The organism is Neoalteromonas arenosi, from assembly GCF_030362855.1.
Classification (GTDB): domain Bacteria; phylum Pseudomonadota; class Gammaproteobacteria; order Enterobacterales; family Alteromonadaceae; genus Alteromonas_E; species Alteromonas_E arenosi.
In genome coordinates this window covers 689783-706500 of record NZ_JAUCBP010000007.1, presented here as the reverse complement: position 1 = coordinate 706500, position 16718 = coordinate 689783, and the positions used below count along the sequence as shown (strand labels likewise).

Below are 16718 nucleotides of genomic sequence, written 5' to 3'. Positions count from 1 at the left end.
AATGAAAGGTAAGCAAAATATAATTGACGGATTAAACGAGCTTTTGGGTTATGAGTTAGCCGCAATGGATCAATATTTTATTCATTCACAGATGTACCTCGATTGGGGCTTGAACAAGCTGTATGAGCGAATTAATCATGAATTCGACGATGAGCGTGGCCACGCCACAAAGCTTATCGAGCGCATGCTGTTTTTAGAAGGTACACCAGACATGCAAACTCGAGTGGGCTTCAAAGTAGGCAAAGACGTTCCCGAGATGCTTGAAAGTGATTTGCGCGTAGAGTACGAAGTTGATGCCAAGCTCAAAGAAGTAATAGCGCTTGCTGAGCGTGAAGAAGATTACGTGACACGCGATATGCTGATGGTGTTGCTCGACGATACAGAAATGGATCACGCGTACTGGTTAGAGCAGCAACTCGGACTCATTAAGCGGTTAGGCTTACCTAATTATTTACAATCACAGATGTAAGCTTACATCGATGTTGAAAAGCGCACCTCTACTGGGTGCGTTTTTTTTGCCAGCTGTATTTTCATAACCCATTCCATTTTTGCAGTATTGCAACTACCTAAGAAAAATAAGCCGTTAAAACGCGTATCCTCAATTATCTCTGCAATCACCGGTGAGCGGCCCATATACATGTTGACGCCCTCGATCCAAATAGCTTCGATCACAAACCCTTGGTTAGAGGTTATGTTCACAAACGATTCTTCTTCAATTTTTGCGCCTTCTGGCAGGCTTACTTCGAAATTTTGTTGATCAAGCGCAAATTCACAGTAGTTATTTTGAATAGAACATCCATTCAGTCCTGCTATAGTAAGAGCATCAGACGTTAGCGAGTCGTCAGTTTGAACCGCAATATTTATATATATAAATGCTATTATAGATAAAATTATAGTGGCACTTAAAACTGTATATTTTTGCATCGTCATTTAACGTATTTTTAACCTTGAGTTTACGTTTGAATAGCGTTTATTGACCGAGATCAACTGAAACATGCTTTTGGTATCTTTATGTATTTAAAAGCATTATTATCGCACCGTCAAAATTTGGCTTGGCGCCAATAAAAACAACTAAAGCGCTGAGTTTTTTGAGAATACACGTTTTTACAATTGCAGTGGAAGATCCGTTAAATGAGTGAAATCAGCCAAGCACAGCCAGACTACAACTATAAAGTAGTGCGGCAATTTACCGTGATGACCATCATCTGGGGTATCATCGGGATGACCGTTGGAGTTTTACTTGCAGCGCAGTTATTTGCGCCAGCATTAAACTTTGACCTCCCATGGTTAACCTACTCCAGACTTCGTCCTCTCCATACTAACGCAGTTATCTTTGCCTTTGGTGGTTGCGCCCTGTTTGCGACCTCGTATTACATCGTGCAGAGAACCTGTCAGGTACGCTTGTTTAGTGACAAGCTAGCGGCCTTCACCTTCTGGGGTTGGCAGGTCGTTATCCTTAGCGCCGTTGTAACACTACCGTTGGGTATCACGGGTGGTAAAGAGTACGCTGAGCTAGAGTGGCCTATCGATATTTTAATCGCCCTAGTATGGGTGGCTTATATCATCAACTTCTTCGGCACCATGGTAATTCGAAAGACATCGCACATTTATGTAGCGAACTGGTTCCTAGGCGCATTCATGCTGACAGTAGCGGTGCTACATATCGGTAATAGTATGGCTATTCCACTGTCGTTCACTAAATCATATTCACTCTATGCGGGTGCGGTAGATGCAATGATGCAGTGGTGGTATGGACACAACGCGGTAGGCTTCTTCTTGACTGCTGGTTTCTTAGGCATGATGTACTACTTTGTACCTAAGCAAGCTGGACGCCCTGTTTATTCATATCGTCTATCGATTGTGCACTTCTGGGCACTTATTTCATTGTATATCTGGGCCGGCCCTCACCACCTTCACTACACTGCACTACCCGACTGGACTCAGTCATTAGGTATGGTGATGTCATTGATTCTTTTCGTTCCATCTTGGGGGGGTATGATTAACGGTATCATGACGCTTTCAGGTGCTTGGCATAAATTACGTACTGACCCAGTACTACGTTTCCTTATTGTTTCATTGTCTTTCTACGGTATGTCTACCTTTGAAGGCCCAATGATGAGTATCAAAACAGTTAATGCCCTTTCACACTATACCGACTGGACCGTTGGTCACGTACACTCAGGAGCACTTGGTTGGGTTGCAATGGTTTCTATCGGCTCGGTCTACCACTTAATTCCAGTATTATTCGGTCAGCGCGGCATGTATTCAACTAGCTTGATTAATGTGCACTTCTGGCTAACAACTATTGGGGTAGTTCTGTATATCGTAGCAATGTGGATTTCGGGTGTTCTTCAAGGTCTTATGTGGCGTGCTGTTAACCCAGACGGTACTCTGACTTACAGCTTCGTTGAGTCGCTAGAAGCGTCTAAACCATTCTACATAGTGCGTTTCATTGGTGGTGTGTTCATCGTAGTGGGTATGTTGATTATGGCATACAACGCTTATAAGACTATCCGCGCCCCTAAAGAAAGCTTTGGCCCAGAGCCAGAAGCTCAAGCAGCATAAGGAGCATCGAGAATGGCAAATCCACATGAGTTAATTGAAAAGAACGTAGGCTTACTCACGATTCTTATCTTGGTCGCTATTAGTTTCGGTGCAATGGTGCAAATCACACCATTGATGTTCCAACAACAAACAATGGAACCTGTTACTGGGTTGCGTCCTTACACTGCATTAGAAATGGAAGGTCGCGACATCTATATCCGCGAGGGTTGTTCAGGCTGTCACAGCCAAATGATTCGCCCTTTCCGCGCTGAAACTGAACGTTACGGCCATTACTCGGTTGCTGGTGAGTCTGTTTGGGAGCGTCCGTTTTTGTGGGGCTCTAAACGCACTGGGCCAGACCTAGCTCGAGTCGGTCAGCGTTATAGTGATGAGTGGCACCGCGTTCACTTAATCAATCCACGTGACGTAGTTCCAGAATCCAATATGCCAGGTTACCCATGGTTGCAAGACAATATCCTGACTGGCGAGAAAACCGGTGCGAAGTTGCAAATCTTTAAAGATTTAGGCGTGCCTTACACAGACGAAGATATCGCAGGCGCTAAAGCAGCGGTCCAAGGCAAAACCGAAATGGAAGCCTTGATTGCCTATCTTCAATCACTTGGAACTCATCTGAAATAGTTATGGATCAAGGTGTAATCGGCAGCATATTTACTGTCATCGTATTCGTCGCTTTCATCGGCATCGTCTTCTGGGCTTTTAGCAGTCGCAACAAAGCCAAATTTGACGAAGCAGCAAACCTAGTGTTTGCCGATGAAGAAGACAAAAAGAACGCAAAAGATAATAAACAGGAGTCTTAAAACTAATGAGTATGTTTTGGACAATTTGGATTTCAGTAATCACCTTGGGATGTATTGCAGGTTGTTTCCTGCTACTAAGATGGTGTTTATCTAATAATACTGGCGTAGAAGAAGGCGAGAGCATGGGACATGAATTCGATGGCATCATCGAAATCAACAACCCGTTGCCTCGTTGGTGGACAATTTTATTCTATATCGTCATCGGTTGGGGCTTGTTGTACTTAGCGCTCTACCCTGGCCTTGGTGCATACAAAGGCATCTTGGGCTGGACGAGCTCAAACCAAGGGGTACTTAGCCTTGAAGAATCACAAGCTAAGCAGCAAGCGGCTATCGATTCTGGTGCACTGGTTCAGTACGATCGCGAAATTAAGTTCGCTAACGAACGTTTTGATCCAATCTTCGAAGAGTACGCCAAAGTACCGGTAGAAGAGTTAATGCACAACGAAGAAGCGGTTAAAATCGGTCAGCGTTTATTCTTGCAAAACTGTGCACAGTGCCATGGCTCAGATGCACGTGGTCAAAATGGCGGCTTCCCCAACTTGACGGACGACGACTGGTTATACGGTGGCTCTGGCGACAAAATTAAAGAGACCTTGGTCCTCGGCCGCAGCGGTCAAATGCCCGGCTGGTTGGATGCATTTGGCGAGCAAGGTATTAAAGAAGTTGTCGCTTACACGCTTAGCCTGAGTGGTCGAGAAGTAGACCAAAGTTTGAAAACAGCAGGTCAAGCCCGTTTTGCTGCTTGCGCAGCTTGTCACGGAATGGATGGCAAAGGTAATCAATTGCTTGGTGCGCCAAACTTGACCGATCAAATCTGGCTATACGACGGCACGTTAGAAGGTGTAACCGAAACACTTAACTACGGTCGTAACGGTGTAATGCCTGCTTTTGATAAAACCTTAGGCGAAGATAAGATTCACGTTGTTGCAACGTACGTTTATAGCTTATCGAATAAGTAAAAAATTAGTGAGATAATCAGCCCCGTTTTCGCGGGGCTTTTTTATGGGATAAGATTAGAATATGCAACGAACAAAAGTCACACCTTGGTATAAGCAGTTTTGGCCGTGGTTTTTGATATCAGTGCCGCTTTCCTCATTTATTGTTGGTTTTTTTGTTTTACACCTAGCAACTAATACTACTGATAGTCTAGTAGTTGACGATTACTATAAGGAAGGACGAGCCATTAACGCGCGTTTAGACAAGATTCAACAAGCAAAAGAAATGCGCATAGTCACTGGCCTTACCATTACTGAAAATGGCACCGTTAGTTTGCGCTTTATTAGTGGTTTACCACGCGATAATACTGCGTTAAAGCTCAGTTTGTACCACGTAACCCTGCACGAACGCGATGTTGAGGTCTTACTGACTGCTGATGCCACCGGCGTTTTTCGTGGCGTTATAAACGAAGACCTAACGGGAAAATGGCGAATTACGTTATTACCCATGGATGAAAGCTGGAAAATTCAGCAAGTCGTTGGTCTCCCGCAACAAACTGAAATACGGTTTGCCCCTTGAGTCAATGTTTTCACTGTGGCCTTCCCAACACCGAAGGTCATAAATACCCTGTTCAAATCGATGGTGAAACACACCACATGTGTTGCCCAGGTTGTCATGCTGTATCTCAAGCAATCGTAGATAACGGTTTGGCAGACTATTACAAATTCCGTACTGAACCCGCATCCAAAGGCGATGAATTGCTGGATGAAACAATGGTGAAATTGTCAATTTATGACAAACCAGAAGTACAAGAGGAATTTGTTTTCGATAATCAGCAACACAAACAAGTACAGCTTACCGTCGAGGGTATCACCTGCGCCGCTTGTGGTTGGTTGATCGAGAAACAAATGGCGAAGGTCGCTGGCGTCAAGCGCATCGCCGTGAATGTCTCTACGCGCCGAGCATTGGTTGATTTTGCGCCCGAAGAAACAAAGCTGAGTCAAATACTTAGTACTTTCCAGCGAATTGGTTATCGCGCCTCGCCATTTCAGCAAGATAAACACGAGGACATGTTTAAACGCGAACAAAAGTCCTTTTTAAAAAAAGTCGGCCTAGCTGGCATTATGACGATGCAAGTTATGATGCTAATGATGGGATTGTATTTTGATTTGTTCGGTAATATCGAAGCCGAAACTCGCCAGTATTTTTATTGGATTAGCTTGGTGTTAACCACACCGGTGGTTCTGTATTCAGGCAGTGTTTTTTACGTCAGTGCATTCAAAGCAATATCAGCGAAAACTGTCAACATGGACGTCCCAGTTACTATCGCAATTTTTGGTACGTATATAGCGGGGATCAAAGCAACGTTTTTAGAAGTGGGTGAAGTGTACTTTGAATCCATTTGTATGTTTATTTTCTTCTTATTACTCAGTCGAGCATTAGAGCATCGCGCAAGGCACAAAGCAGCACTCTATTCTTCTAACATGCTGCAATATATCCCTGTGTCTGCCAGCTTGGTACAAGAACAGGAAGTGACGACGGTATTAGCGAAACAATTAAAACCCGGACAATTAGTACTCGTAAAGGCGGGCGAGACAATCCCTGTGGATGGTCGGGTAGTCGAAGGTGAAAGCGAAGTTAATGAAGCTATGTTAAACGGCGAATTTGCGCCTGCAACAAAAGCACCTGGTAACCGTGTCTTTGGCGGAACCGTTAATCTATCGGGTACGATTACGGTCAAAGTGACCCGTAGCTTGAAAGATGCAATGGTTAATCAGATTGTGCGTATGCAAGAAACCGCAATGGCGACTAAACCTCAAATTGCTCAGATTGCCGATAAGTTATCGCGTTATTTTGTTACTGCAGTCCTCGTGATCTCAGGACTGACATTTTCCTATTGGACATGGCAAGGAAACTCGGAAGCGTTTTGGATTACTATTTCAGTGTTGGTAGCAACTTGTCCGTGCGCACTCGGCCTAGCAACCCCATCTGCACTTACGTGCGCTATGGCAAAGCTTAATAACAACGGCGTCATATTAAAGCGCGCTGACGCTCTCGAGCAAATAACACAAATTGACACCTTGGTATTGGATAAAACTGGCACCCTCACTGAAGGCCGCTTTTCAATTACTCAACAGTGGCATGCACCGGACATTGATTCTGCTGAAGTAATGCAGATTGCCGCATCACTTGAAATGCGCTCTGAGCACCCTATTGCCGCGGCGTTTAGTACCGATAAGCCACTCCAAGTAGAGAATTATGCGACGACTATCGGTGGTGGCATCGCTGGTGATATTTCGGGGCATCACTATAGGATGGGTGCTGAAAGGTTTATTGGTACCCATGCGCGAACCCAAGTAACAGCAATAGACAATAAAGCGCTAGAACAAGCCAGTGTTTGGTTGTCAAAAGACGATAACATTATCGCGATATTTTGGTTAAATGACACGTTAAAAGCTGCAGTTGACGACACACTACGACGCATTCCCGTAGTTCAAAAGGTTCTGTTAAGCGGAGATACTCAGCCCAATGTTGAAGCCGTTGCTTCATCACTTGCACTCAATGATTACTTAGCCAAACAGTCACCGCAAGATAAACTGAATTACGTGACCACCCAACAAACCGCAGGTAAGCATATTATGATGCTTGGTGACGGTGTTAACGACGCTCCTGTCTTAGCCAAAGCCGATATATCAGTGGCTGTCGGCAATGCTACCGATTTGGCCAAAAGTTCAGCTGACGTAGTGTTACTCAATGAGAGTATTTCCGCATTACCACAACTGTTCACACTGGCTGACAAAACTAAGTTGAAAATCAAACAAAATATCCTTTGGGCCTTGGGATATAATGTGCTGGTGTTACCCTTCGCCGTCAGTGGTGTACTAGAACCATGGATGGCAGCGTTAGGTATGTCTTTGAGTTCCGTAATTGTTGTGATGAACTCGACTCGACTGCTGCGTTAATGTGAGTATTTGTTGATGACTATTATTTATGTCCTTATCCCTATCGCTGTAATTATTGTCGCCATAGCAGTCGCAGTGTTTTTTTGGGCTGTGAAGTCAAATCAGTTTGAAGATTTAGAGCGTCAAGGATATAACATTCTGTTTGACGACGATTTACCGCCAGAGGAAAAAGCCTTGGCTGAGCAACGCAAGAAAGACCTCGAGTCACGCAGTGAGTGACATAGGCTTATTCGCAGCGTTTGTTATAGGACTCGCGGGCGGCGTGCATTGCTTTGGCATGTGTGGTGGAATTACGTTAGCCTTGCAGTCAGCAGTACCAGCGGGAAAGCACTCTTATGCGTATACCTTAGCCTACCACTTTGGTCGTATATTTAGTTATGCAGCAGCAGGTGCGCTAGCTGGCGCGATTGGCAGTATTGCAACCCATGCGAGTCCATTCGGTTTTTCTGTGTTAAGTGCGTTGAGTGCAGTGTTACTCATATTGCTTGGGTGCTATATCGGCCAATGGTACATGGGATTGAGTCGCCTTGAGCAGCTAGGAGGTGTCGTTTGGCGGCAGTTTCAACCGCTGGCCAAGCGTTTTGTCCCGTTCAAAACGCCATTACATTCAATTGCATACGGCGCCGTGTGGGGTTTTTTACCCTGCGGTTTAGTCTATTCAACACTGAGTTGGGCACTTACCACGGGAAGCTGGTCTAGAGGAGCACTGGTTATGTTAGCCTTTGGTGCAGGCACCCTGCCCGCTATGTTAGCGGTGAGTTTCGGTGCAAAGTCAGCTAGCGTTGTTTTTCGTCATCATATAACCCGCCAACTGATTGCTGTGTTGCTTGTAAGTTTTGGGCTCTACTTGATTTTTACGCTATTTAAGAATATAAATTGATCTGTTTTAATACTTTTTTTGTAGGCGTGTTATGCCGAATAAGCTAGGTCGTAACGACCTGTCGATTCATTGCCAAACCTGTAGTTTTAGTCACTTGTGTTTGCCTCTCGCCCTTAACGAAGAGGAGATGGTTTCTCTTGATGACATCATTGAGCGTAAAAAACCATTACACAAACACGACAAGCTGATCAAAGCAGGCGATAAGTTTCACTCGTTATTTGCTGTGCGCTCGGGGTCATTTAAGTCTTTTATCAGCGATGAAGATGGCGAAGAGCAAGTGATTGGATTCCACTTCCCTGGCGATATTATTGGTTTTGACGCCCTGCGCGAGCAGCAACACCAGAGTTATTGCCAAGCGCTGGAAACAGCCATGGTATGTGAGCTCCCCTACGATACCCTTGATGAAATGTCAGCCAGATTCCCCAAGTTGCGTAAGCAAATCATGAGTTTTATGAGTGCTGAAATAAAGCAAGACCACGACTTGATGATGTTGCTCAACAAACGCACGGCTGAGGAGCGTTTGATGTACTTTATTGCGCATTTATCCAAGCGTTTTGAAGAGCGTGGTTTTTCACCGAAACAATTCAATCTCACTATGACACGCAATGAGATCGGCAACTACTTAGGGTTGACGGTTGAAACCATCAGTCGCTTGTTAACGCGTTTTCAAAATAACGGCATCATCGCTGTCGACGGTAAACTTATCACAATTCTCGACTTCGATTTAATGGAAGAAAAACTGCACGCTGCAGAAATCCCCACTTGTTCAATTGATTAATCCTTTTGGCGGTTGCGTTGATCTGGCGCAACCTCCTGTCTGGCAATCTTTGTAACTCTGATTACACTGAAAAGTGTTCTCTACTTGCAGAGGTGTTATATGGCAACCTATCAAAACTTACTCGTTGTTATTGATCCGGAAAGTGAATCACAACCTGCCTTAGCACGTGCCTGTTTATTAGCTCGCAAAACACGAGCTAAGGTAACGGCGTTTATGTGCATATATGACTTTTCTTATGAAATGACCACAATGCTGTCGCATGAAGAGCGCGATGCCATGCGTCAGGCCGTGTTAACTGATAGAGCCGAGTGGTTACAAAACATCTGTAAAACGTATGATAGCCCTGAGGAAGTCGAAACTTGTGTCGTATGGGATAACTCTGTTTATTCTGCCGCAATAAAACACGCGATACAGATAAAGGCCGATCTCATAATTAAGGCAGCAAATTCACATGATGATTTAGCTTCACTGATCTTTACGCCGACAGACTGGCATTTACTGCGCAAATCCCCCACATCGGTATTGATGGTCAAGCAGCATGATTGGCCCGAAAATGGCAATGTGATCGCTGCAGTCAATGTCGGTACTGAAGACAACCAACATCAAGCACTTAATGACAAGGTCACCAATACAGCTAAACTCATAACCGAGTTGTTAGGGGCACGGTTACACCTCGTAAACGCGTATCCTGGAACCCCGCTCAACCTAGCGATTGAAATTCCTGAATTTGACCCTCAAGGTTACACCAGCAATGTTAAGCATCATCATGAAAAGGAAATGCAGGCCTTTGCAGGGCGGCACGGCGTGCACGCCGAGGTTACGCATGTAAAACAAGGATTACCTGAAGTCGCAATTCCAACAGTCGCGGCTGATATTGATGCCGAACTGGTGGTAATTGGTACTATCGGCAGAGTCGGACTTTCAGCGGCACTAATAGGTAATACGGCTGAACATGTAATTGATGCGTTGAACTGTGATGTCCTAGCAATCAAACCGGATGGATTTCAGTCGCCGATAAAAAGTTAGTCATATGAGTGTTTGCGACCTTGCCGTAAAGCTTTACAATAGCGGTTTTTAGTCATTGTAAATTGCATTAGATGAGTAACACAAACGCACAGCCTAGCGACAGTAAAAAGCGCTACAGTTTTAACAAATTACAAAAGCGCTTGCGGAGAAACGTGGGTAAAGCGATCGCAGATTTTAATATGATCGAAGCCGATGACCATGTAATGGTTTGTCTTTCGGGTGGCAAAGATAGTTACACAATGCTCGATATATTGATGTTTTTGCGCAATATTGCCCCCATTGACTTCAAGATCACTGCGGTCAACCTAGACCAAAAGCAACCTGGCTTCCCAGAACATGTTTTACCTCGCTATTTGGATTCTGTCGGAGTCGACTATCTGATAGTTGAAGAAGACACCTACAGCATAGTCACTGACAAAATACCCGAGGGGAAAACCACGTGCTCGCTCTGCTCTCGGTTAAGACGCGGTATTTTGTACCGGACAGCTAAAGAAATAGGTGCGACAAAGATAGCCTTGGGGCACCATCGAGATGACATGTTAGAAACTCTATTTTTGAACATGTTCCACGGTGGTAAATTAAAGTCTATGCCACCAAAGTTAGTCAGTGATAATGGCGAACATATGGTGATTCGCCCCCTAGCCTATTGCACCGAACATGATATTCAGCGCTATAGTGATGCTGTTGAATTCCCAATTATCCCGTGTAACCTTTGCGGTTCACAAGAGAATTTGCAGCGTAAAAACATCAAGCTAATGCTGCAAGATTGGAATAAGCGTTTCCCCGGACGCATTGAGTCAATGTTTAAGGGCATGCAAAATGTTGTCCCCTCGCATTTGGCAGATAATGATTTATTTGATTTTAAAACTATCACCACCGACACCTCTTTTGCAGGAGAAGGTGATCGCGCATTTGATCCGCCTGAGCTAAAGCCGCAGTCAATAAGTGCCGATGATGAGCCACAAATCATTTCATTAAATTAAAGGATTGTGAAACAAGAATGAAGATTGGAATTGCACTGGGCGCTGGTGCCGCTAGAGGATGGACGCACATTGGTATCATTAAAGCGCTTGAGCGTATGGGTATCAATATCGACATTGTTGCTGGTTGTTCTATCGGTGCATATGTAGGTGCTGCCTATGCGAGTGGTAAGTTGTTGGAACTCGAAGCTTGGGCAAGCAGCCTCACCGAGTGGCAAGTTTTTGGCTTGTTAGGGATCGGTATTCGCCGTGGCGGATTGGCAAACGGTCAAAAGGTATTTGATAAGCTTGCTGAAGATTTCTGCAAACCCAGCTATGAACAAATGAAAAAACCCTTTGCTGCGGTTGCGACTGACCTGTACAGCGGGCGAGAAGTTACATTTAATTCGGGTGAAATTGGTGATTCGATTCGCGCTTCTTGTGCCATTCCTGGGCTTTTTTCTCCAGTAGAACACGGTGAACGATTCCTTGTTGATGGTGCTGTTGTCAACCCTGTTCCAGTGAATTTGTGCCGACAGCTTGGGGCTGACTTTGTTATCGCCGTTAACCTTAGTGCCGATTTTCGACCGCAGGTGTTGGAGCAAAATAGTATTGAGCACCAAAAAATGCAGAAAAAAACTGACGAGTTTCTAGACTCGAATCAGCAAACATCTATGTTGCGCCAGTGGTTTTCACCAGACCCTAAACCAGAAAAAAAATCGGTACCCGGTATAATGAGTGTCATGAGTAGCTCGCTAGAGATTCTTCAAGCGAGGGTAACTCGTTCGCGCCTCGCTGGTGATCCGCCAGATATATTAATTGAGCCACAACTACGAGACGTGGGTTTACTTGAGTTTCATCGCGCAGAGCAGTTAGCCAAGCGTGGCGAAGAGAGCGTTGAACGATTAGCTCAGCAAATTCGCTATCAGCTCAATATGTCATAACGACCAACCTGGCTAGCCGTGACAGGTCTTTCAAACGCATATCAACTTATTGATTTTGATGCTTAAAGTTGCAGTCTTTATAACCACAACCTATTCTTGTGGTATTAATACGTATGCTGTTGACATATGAAATTATCCCAAGACTCACAACTGAAGATGCAGGCGTTATTTGATCTGTCTATGCGAGCCAGAGCGGGTATCTATATATACTGCGCGATTTGGCTTGTGTTCGTTATTGCGTTTGATTTTGTCGCGATGAGCATCCCGTTGGTTGTGATTAACTCTATTATCTTGCTCGTGATGATGGCGATTCGCATTGCGCACATGAGTTACATCAAAAATGCTAATGAAGATAATGTTCAACTCCTTTACCACTTACTCATTTTCAGCGTACTCTTGTCGGCATTGCATTGGGGAGTTTTAACCGCATGGGTGTTAACCTTTGAATCCGCTAACAATGCATCGCATTTAATGTTAATCGTCTTGCCAGCATTCGCGATGGGTGGTGCAAGCGCTCTGGCCATTTCCAATGTATTAAGAATTTTCTATCCACTAGCGTTGTATGTGCCACCGCTATTTATGTTTTATTATTCGCAAGATCCGCTGAACACTGTTTACGCAGTATCCATCCTAATTTCATACATCTATATCATTTCAGCGTCGAAGTATCCGCGCGAAAATTATTGGTCGGCGATCAAAAATCATCTGATCGCTGAAGAACGAGCGACCGAGCTGGAGCAACTCAGTACCACCGATAAATTAACCCAGTTGAAAAATCGGATGTATTTTGATGAAGAGTTTGACAACGAATGGCGGCGTAGCTATCGATTGAATGCGCCAATCTCAGTCATCATGATTGACCTAGACCACTTTAAAAAGCTCAATGATACATATGGTCATTTGTTTGGTGATGAGGTACTTAGGCGCACCGCGGCGGTTATTTCTAATGAGTTAAAGCGCCCTACTGATTGCATCGCACGCTACGGCGGCGAGGAATTCATAGCGCTTTTACCTAATACTGATGCCGAAGGTGCAAAAGTCACTGGAGAACGGATCAGACACGCTGTGGAGTCGATGCAAATTGAGCACGATGATAAAGTGGTTAGGATTACGTGCTGTGTTGGCGCTTCAAGCACTGTTCCTGTGTCGACGCTAAATCACACGGACATCATCAAACGAGCAGACAGCGCACTATACGAAGCTAAACGCAGTGGACGAAACCGATATGTTGCTGTTAACCCAGAAGAATAAGATTGTTTCTTTTAATTTTACGACTCGTCAGTTCTAGCGGTTATTCGCAGTGGTACCTCTGGCAAAACTAAGGTTTTATTCCCCTGCCAATAGTCACTTCGCAGTTGCAACATTCCGTTGACAATTGACGGTGCGTCCCGAATATCGTGATCTAACTCTGGGTCGTCAAAGTGTAACATCAAGCCATCCACTTGGGGCATCATGAACGATAGAAAACTCCCCATCTCATTGAAAAAAGCGGCGTATTGCTCAAAGATAAACCTCAGTTCCTCGCTGGTATAGTATTGTTTTAAGTATTCAGGTTTAGTTTCCAATTGCACTGACATATCACACTGTTCAACCGAATCGCTTGTCTCTAAAACAACCGTTGCATCTGCTAGGTTAAGGGCTCTCTCTGATTGGATGGTAAAACGATTTTCCGCGCTAATAGCCAGTGGTAACCGTTGTTTTTGAGTCACAATTTCAGCGCTAGTTAATTCACAGAGTCGAGCTTCACTTACATGCTGAAAACCAAACGCAAATTGCAACGCTTGTGTATCCTCACCGGATAGCTTGCGCACGTGGCTGTAGAAGTCTTTATACCGCAACTCAATAGTCTCGGCGAATACAGGTATACTTATCAGCGCAATTGTTAACGCCATTACGCATTTAATTTGGATTTTCATAGCGTAATATACTCTCGGTTTATTCGAATCATGTGCTGAAGCTCTTCAATGTAGTCTTCACCTCGTTCTGAGTATTGCATCAGACCCTCGCTGAGTGCGATCCCCGTTATAGGCTTTTGATTGGCGCGCAGTTTACGCCGAATATCGCGTAGCTGAGTGTACGCCCTGTGACGATTCAGGTTACGCATATAGGTGTATGTAGCACGGGAAAGGTTATCAAATTTAGCGACCTCATGATTGGCCCCACTATTACGGCGTCTGGGCACGAACCCACAGCCTTTGCGAAAGCACCACAGACCGAATAAATTGTAACCTTCTTGAGCAAAACGTGACGTGCCCCATGCACTCTCGTTTGCCGCCTGCACAAGCACTAAATCAGCAGGAATAATATCAACGCGACGCATCAGCAATTCAAATTGCTCATCGATAGATAAGTCGGGCTCAATGTTATATTCTGCGATCAACCACTTCAGTCGTTTCCCATCAAGGCTAGAGAGCCCGCCTTTCTCATTGTAGTCTTGCTGCATATTCTGGATTTGCAAACGCAAATTGAGTAAGTAGTCGTTTTGCCGCTCTACTTCTGGTCTTAAATAGTCAAAGAAGGCTTGTTTCTTTTCAACCACTTGCTCGTAAGCAGAAAAGTCTGGGATCGCTTGAGTGGTTGACGTAGGTTTTATCGGCGGCGGAGGCATGAGAGCTTCAGGCTCGTTTATGAACGGGTATAAGAACGAAAACCCTACAAACAAAGTTACTAAAATCCACCAAACTAGCTGTTTAAACGTCATAAATACCTCAATTAAGCACTGAACGTTGATCCAGTTTGCTCTACGCTAAAATCTGCGTCGCCAAATAAATTTTCATACAAAATACCCTTGGTATTGAAGTACAAAGGAAGCACCCACACTAGGCCAACGCCTAACGTAAATCCAGCGAATGCAAATAAACCGAGCGACACCACAAAAAACAAAACAAACTGCCCTAAATATCGATTAACAACACGCACCGATAGAACAATAGCACTGACAGCTGTTAGTTTTTTATCGACGATCAACGCTGAAGTAAACGTGGTAGCAATTCCCAAATACAAACCGGGTAGAATAAAAAGCTGTAATCCAATCTCTACGATAATGGCCACAATTAGAGCGCCAAGAGCAATAACAACCGCGATCGAAATCCACTGAAAAACATCTAACACTTTCACTTCCTTTCTGCGCGCTCTGTTAACCCCCATCATGGTTAAACCCGCAAGCAATGGTGACATAACTAGAATAATGATCAGATTCAGCAGGGAATACTCTGGCGTCGCCATATCTTCAGCGCTGTTGATTTCAATATTCAATAATTGTGTGCCAAGCACAAACACGGCGATAAATATTGCCAGTACAACAACGCCCGCGAATGAAAACGTTGCAAAAGAGCCTTTAGTCAACTCATTTGCTTGTTTTAGTGCAGCAAAAACATCGATGTTAGCTTTGCCTGCCAACGCTCGTTGCACTGCCGCTGAATTTTCAATTGGATTATCAGACATGTCAGGTTTATTAATACAGTTTCAGGCATTATACCAAGATGTTAGTTTCGGTCACAGCGGGTGAAGAACGATTAGGTTAAGCGCTAGTAGCACCAACATAACCCCCATCATTCTGTCGAGTATGTAGCCTTTGTCACCAACAAAGGCTACTACACGACTTGTGCCTAGCAAATAAGACAGAGTGCAGAACCAAAGACCGGTTGCAAACGCCAAGTAAATACCATAGCCAATTTGCACGGATAGCGGGGTTTCAATACTTATTACAGCTGTAAACACCGACATAAAAAACAAAGTCGCTTTTGGATTTAAGCCATTCGTTAAGAAGCCAATCCAAAATGCACGGATCCAGCTAATCGAAGCCTTGCCACCTTGATTGACAGCAGTTATTCCCTCGCCATGACCGTCCTGTGGTGGCTGCGCTCGTATAGCTCCCCATGCCAAAAAGAGCAAATAGGCACCAGCGACATAACTGAATAGGGTGTATAGCCACGGTGTTGTCTTGATCAGTAGGCTTATCCCCAGCAGTGAGTAGGCAACGTGTAATAAGATACCAACCCCTATTCCAATACTCGTTGCATAGGCAATAGTTCGACCATACCTTACGCTGTTCTTTACGACTATCGCAAAATCAGGTCCGGGACTAATTACCGCGACAAAATGAACTGCAGCAATGGTTAGAAATTCCACCCAGTAAGATGCAAATACTTCACTCATGGACATGCTCATTTAAATTGTGAGAGAAATTTGGGGACCACGGCAGTAGCTAGCCCTTGTTGTTGGTAGTCAAACATATAGTCATTTGCACCTGGGTCAAGATTTAATTCAGCCGTTTTTGCGCCAGCCATCTTAGCGACTTCAACAAAGCCTGCCGCGGGATATACATTGCCGGAGGTGCCAATTGCGAGAAACCAGTCCGCAGTTGCTAGTTTGTTATAGATATAATCCATATACATGGGTTGCTCACCAAACCATACGATATCTGGACGTATACCAGCAGGCTCCTCGCAACACTCGCAGCGAGCATTGCTATCAAAGCTATCGTGAGTAACAAATCGTTTACCAGACTTAAGACAGCGCGCAGAGAGTAACTCACCGTGCATATGGACTACATCTTCAGTGCCCGCCAACTCATGTAAATTATCGACATTTTGGGTAACTAATGTGAGTTTATTGCCAATCCTCTGCTGCAATTTTGCGATTGCAATATGGGCCGCGTTTGGCCGAACATCTTGATTTAAAAGTTGAACGCGACGTTGGTTGTAAAAGCGATAAACCAAAGCGGGATCGCGTGCAAATGCCTCAGGTGTCGCGACGTCTTCTAAACGATGATTTTCCCAAAGGCCGTCATTATCTCGAAACGTTTTAAGACCGGACTCGGCGGATATGCCCGCGCCAGTTAAAATAACAATGTTTGGCATAATTTATC

The 16718-nt window shown here is 44.6% G+C and carries 20 protein-coding genes; 14 read left to right on the top strand and 6 right to left on the bottom strand.

Features of this window, described 5'->3' with window-relative positions:
• Nucleotide 1 precedes the first annotated feature (1 nt).
• Nucleotides 2–469, top strand: a complete 468-nt coding sequence (gene bfr / locus QTP81_RS09545) for a bacterioferritin (protein ID WP_289365122.1) — start codon at nucleotides 2–4, stop codon at nucleotides 467–469.
• Nucleotides 470–471: 2 nt separating this feature from the next.
• On the opposite strand, the gene QTP81_RS09540 is transcribed toward bfr, so the two are convergent.
• Nucleotides 472–930 carry a hypothetical protein gene (locus tag QTP81_RS09540; protein WP_289365121.1) on the bottom strand — a complete coding sequence of 153 codons (459 nt, stop codon included), beginning with the start codon at nucleotides 928–930 and terminating at the stop codon, nucleotides 472–474.
• 201 nt (nucleotides 931–1131) lie between these two features.
• Between QTP81_RS09540 and ccoN the strand changes: the two genes are divergently transcribed.
• From ccoN to QTP81_RS09475, 13 genes are all read left to right on the top strand, one after another.
• On the top strand, nucleotides 1132–2565 hold the full coding sequence (gene ccoN, locus QTP81_RS09535; RefSeq protein ID WP_289365120.1) for a cytochrome-c oxidase, cbb3-type subunit I: 1434 nt from the start codon (nucleotides 1132–1134) through the stop codon (nucleotides 2563–2565).
• Between the two features lie 12 nt (nucleotides 2566–2577).
• The gene (gene ccoO / locus QTP81_RS09530) at nucleotides 2578–3183 is read left to right on the top strand and encodes a cytochrome-c oxidase, cbb3-type subunit II (RefSeq protein ID WP_289365119.1); all 606 of its coding nucleotides are present in this window, start codon (nucleotides 2578–2580) and stop codon (nucleotides 3181–3183) included.
• Between the two features lie 2 nt (nucleotides 3184–3185).
• Nucleotides 3186–3362, top strand: coding sequence for a cbb3-type cytochrome oxidase subunit 3 (locus tag QTP81_RS09525; RefSeq protein ID WP_289365118.1), 177 nt, complete (start codon nucleotides 3186–3188; stop codon nucleotides 3360–3362).
• A 5-nt stretch (nucleotides 3363–3367) separates the two neighbouring features.
• On the top strand, nucleotides 3368–4321 hold the full coding sequence (ccoP, locus tag QTP81_RS09520) for a cytochrome-c oxidase, cbb3-type subunit III (RefSeq protein ID WP_289365117.1): 954 nt from the start codon (nucleotides 3368–3370) through the stop codon (nucleotides 4319–4321).
• A gap of 61 nt (nucleotides 4322–4382) precedes the next feature.
• Complete coding sequence (locus QTP81_RS09515) at nucleotides 4383–4877, top strand: FixH family protein (RefSeq protein WP_289365116.1); 495 nt, start codon at nucleotides 4383–4385, stop codon at nucleotides 4875–4877.
• On the top strand, nucleotides 4874–7261 hold the full coding sequence (locus tag QTP81_RS09510) for a heavy metal translocating P-type ATPase (RefSeq protein WP_289365115.1): 2388 nt from the start codon (nucleotides 4874–4876) through the stop codon (nucleotides 7259–7261). Before QTP81_RS09515 ends, QTP81_RS09510 begins: the two co-directional genes overlap by 4 nt.
• Before the next feature lie 15 nt (nucleotides 7262–7276).
• Entirely contained in the window at nucleotides 7277–7480 is a 204-nt protein-coding gene (gene ccoS, locus QTP81_RS09505; protein ID WP_289365114.1) for a cbb3-type cytochrome oxidase assembly protein CcoS, read from the top strand.
• Entirely contained in the window at nucleotides 7473–8141 is a 669-nt protein-coding gene (locus QTP81_RS09500; protein WP_289365113.1) for a sulfite exporter TauE/SafE family protein, read from the top strand. Before ccoS ends, QTP81_RS09500 begins: the two co-directional genes overlap by 8 nt.
• Nucleotides 8142–8172: 31 nt before the next feature.
• On the top strand, nucleotides 8173–8919 hold the full coding sequence (gene fnr, locus QTP81_RS09495) for a fumarate/nitrate reduction transcriptional regulator Fnr (protein ID WP_289365112.1): 747 nt from the start codon (nucleotides 8173–8175) through the stop codon (nucleotides 8917–8919).
• Between the two features lie 99 nt (nucleotides 8920–9018).
• Nucleotides 9019–9945 carry a universal stress protein UspE gene (uspE, locus tag QTP81_RS09490; RefSeq protein ID WP_289365111.1) on the top strand — a complete coding sequence of 309 codons (927 nt, stop codon included), beginning with the start codon at nucleotides 9019–9021 and terminating at the stop codon, nucleotides 9943–9945.
• Nucleotides 9946–10016: 71 nt separating this feature from the next.
• Complete coding sequence (gene ttcA, locus QTP81_RS09485) at nucleotides 10017–10928, top strand: tRNA 2-thiocytidine(32) synthetase TtcA (RefSeq protein WP_289365110.1); 912 nt, start codon at nucleotides 10017–10019, stop codon at nucleotides 10926–10928.
• Nucleotides 10929–10945: 17 nt separating this feature from the next.
• Nucleotides 10946–11848 carry a patatin-like phospholipase RssA gene (rssA, locus tag QTP81_RS09480; RefSeq protein WP_289365109.1) on the top strand — a complete coding sequence of 301 codons (903 nt, stop codon included), beginning with the start codon at nucleotides 10946–10948 and terminating at the stop codon, nucleotides 11846–11848.
• 126 nt (nucleotides 11849–11974) lie between these two features.
• On the top strand, nucleotides 11975–13099 hold the full coding sequence (locus tag QTP81_RS09475) for a GGDEF domain-containing protein (protein WP_289365108.1): 1125 nt from the start codon (nucleotides 11975–11977) through the stop codon (nucleotides 13097–13099).
• Nucleotides 13100–13116: 17 nt separating this feature from the next.
• On the opposite strand, the gene QTP81_RS09470 is transcribed toward QTP81_RS09475, so the two are convergent.
• Genes QTP81_RS09470 through cobB form a run of 5 tightly spaced genes read right to left on the bottom strand, consistent with a single transcriptional unit; the run spans nucleotide 13117 to nucleotide 16710 of the window.
• A complete protein-coding gene (locus QTP81_RS09470; RefSeq protein ID WP_289365107.1) occupies nucleotides 13117–13764 on the bottom strand; it encodes a DUF2987 domain-containing protein in 648 nt (215 codons plus the stop codon).
• Entirely contained in the window at nucleotides 13761–14549 is a 789-nt protein-coding gene (locus QTP81_RS09465) for a glucosaminidase domain-containing protein (protein ID WP_289365106.1), read from the bottom strand. Before QTP81_RS09465 ends, QTP81_RS09470 begins: the two co-directional genes overlap by 4 nt.
• A gap of 11 nt (nucleotides 14550–14560) precedes the next feature.
• The gene (locus QTP81_RS09460; RefSeq protein WP_289365105.1) at nucleotides 14561–15292 is read right to left on the bottom strand and encodes a DUF2189 domain-containing protein; all 732 of its coding nucleotides are present in this window, start codon (nucleotides 15290–15292) and stop codon (nucleotides 14561–14563) included.
• A gap of 51 nt (nucleotides 15293–15343) precedes the next feature.
• Nucleotides 15344–16006 carry a LysE family translocator gene (locus QTP81_RS09455; protein ID WP_289365104.1) on the bottom strand — a complete coding sequence of 221 codons (663 nt, stop codon included), beginning with the start codon at nucleotides 16004–16006 and terminating at the stop codon, nucleotides 15344–15346.
• Nucleotides 16007–16014: 8 nt separating this feature from the next.
• Nucleotides 16015–16710 carry a Sir2 family NAD+-dependent deacetylase gene (gene cobB / locus QTP81_RS09450; RefSeq protein ID WP_289365103.1) on the bottom strand — a complete coding sequence of 232 codons (696 nt, stop codon included), beginning with the start codon at nucleotides 16708–16710 and terminating at the stop codon, nucleotides 16015–16017.
• Nucleotides 16711–16718: the final 8 nt, after the last annotated feature.

Coding starts and splice junctions, on each gene's coding strand:
- bfr (WP_289365122.1), top strand. CDS start 2: ATGAAAGGTAAGCAAAATATAATTGACGGATTAAACGAGCTTTTGGGT.
- QTP81_RS09540 (WP_289365121.1), bottom strand. CDS start 930: ATGACGATGCAAAAATATACAGTTTTAAGTGCCACTATAATTTTATCT.
- ccoN (WP_289365120.1), top strand. CDS start 1,132: ATGAGTGAAATCAGCCAAGCACAGCCAGACTACAACTATAAAGTAGTG.
- ccoO (WP_289365119.1), top strand. CDS start 2,578: ATGGCAAATCCACATGAGTTAATTGAAAAGAACGTAGGCTTACTCACG.
- QTP81_RS09525 (WP_289365118.1), top strand. CDS start 3,186: ATGGATCAAGGTGTAATCGGCAGCATATTTACTGTCATCGTATTCGTC.
- ccoP (WP_289365117.1), top strand. CDS start 3,368: ATGAGTATGTTTTGGACAATTTGGATTTCAGTAATCACCTTGGGATGT.
- QTP81_RS09515 (WP_289365116.1), top strand. CDS start 4,383: ATGCAACGAACAAAAGTCACACCTTGGTATAAGCAGTTTTGGCCGTGG.
- ccoS (WP_289365114.1), top strand. CDS start 7,277: ATGACTATTATTTATGTCCTTATCCCTATCGCTGTAATTATTGTCGCC.
- fnr (WP_289365112.1), top strand. CDS start 8,173: ATGCCGAATAAGCTAGGTCGTAACGACCTGTCGATTCATTGCCAAACC.
- uspE (WP_289365111.1), top strand. CDS start 9,019: ATGGCAACCTATCAAAACTTACTCGTTGTTATTGATCCGGAAAGTGAA.
- ttcA (WP_289365110.1), top strand. CDS start 10,017: ATGAGTAACACAAACGCACAGCCTAGCGACAGTAAAAAGCGCTACAGT.
- rssA (WP_289365109.1), top strand. CDS start 10,946: ATGAAGATTGGAATTGCACTGGGCGCTGGTGCCGCTAGAGGATGGACG.
- QTP81_RS09475 (WP_289365108.1), top strand. CDS start 11,975: ATGAAATTATCCCAAGACTCACAACTGAAGATGCAGGCGTTATTTGAT.
- QTP81_RS09470 (WP_289365107.1), bottom strand. CDS start 13,764: ATGAAAATCCAAATTAAATGCGTAATGGCGTTAACAATTGCGCTGATA.
- QTP81_RS09465 (WP_289365106.1), bottom strand. CDS start 14,549: ATGACGTTTAAACAGCTAGTTTGGTGGATTTTAGTAACTTTGTTTGTA.
- QTP81_RS09460 (WP_289365105.1), bottom strand. CDS start 15,292: ATGTCTGATAATCCAATTGAAAATTCAGCGGCAGTGCAACGAGCGTTG.
- QTP81_RS09455 (WP_289365104.1), bottom strand. CDS start 16,006: ATGAGTGAAGTATTTGCATCTTACTGGGTGGAATTTCTAACCATTGCT.
- cobB (WP_289365103.1), bottom strand. CDS start 16,710: ATGCCAAACATTGTTATTTTAACTGGCGCGGGCATATCCGCCGAGTCC.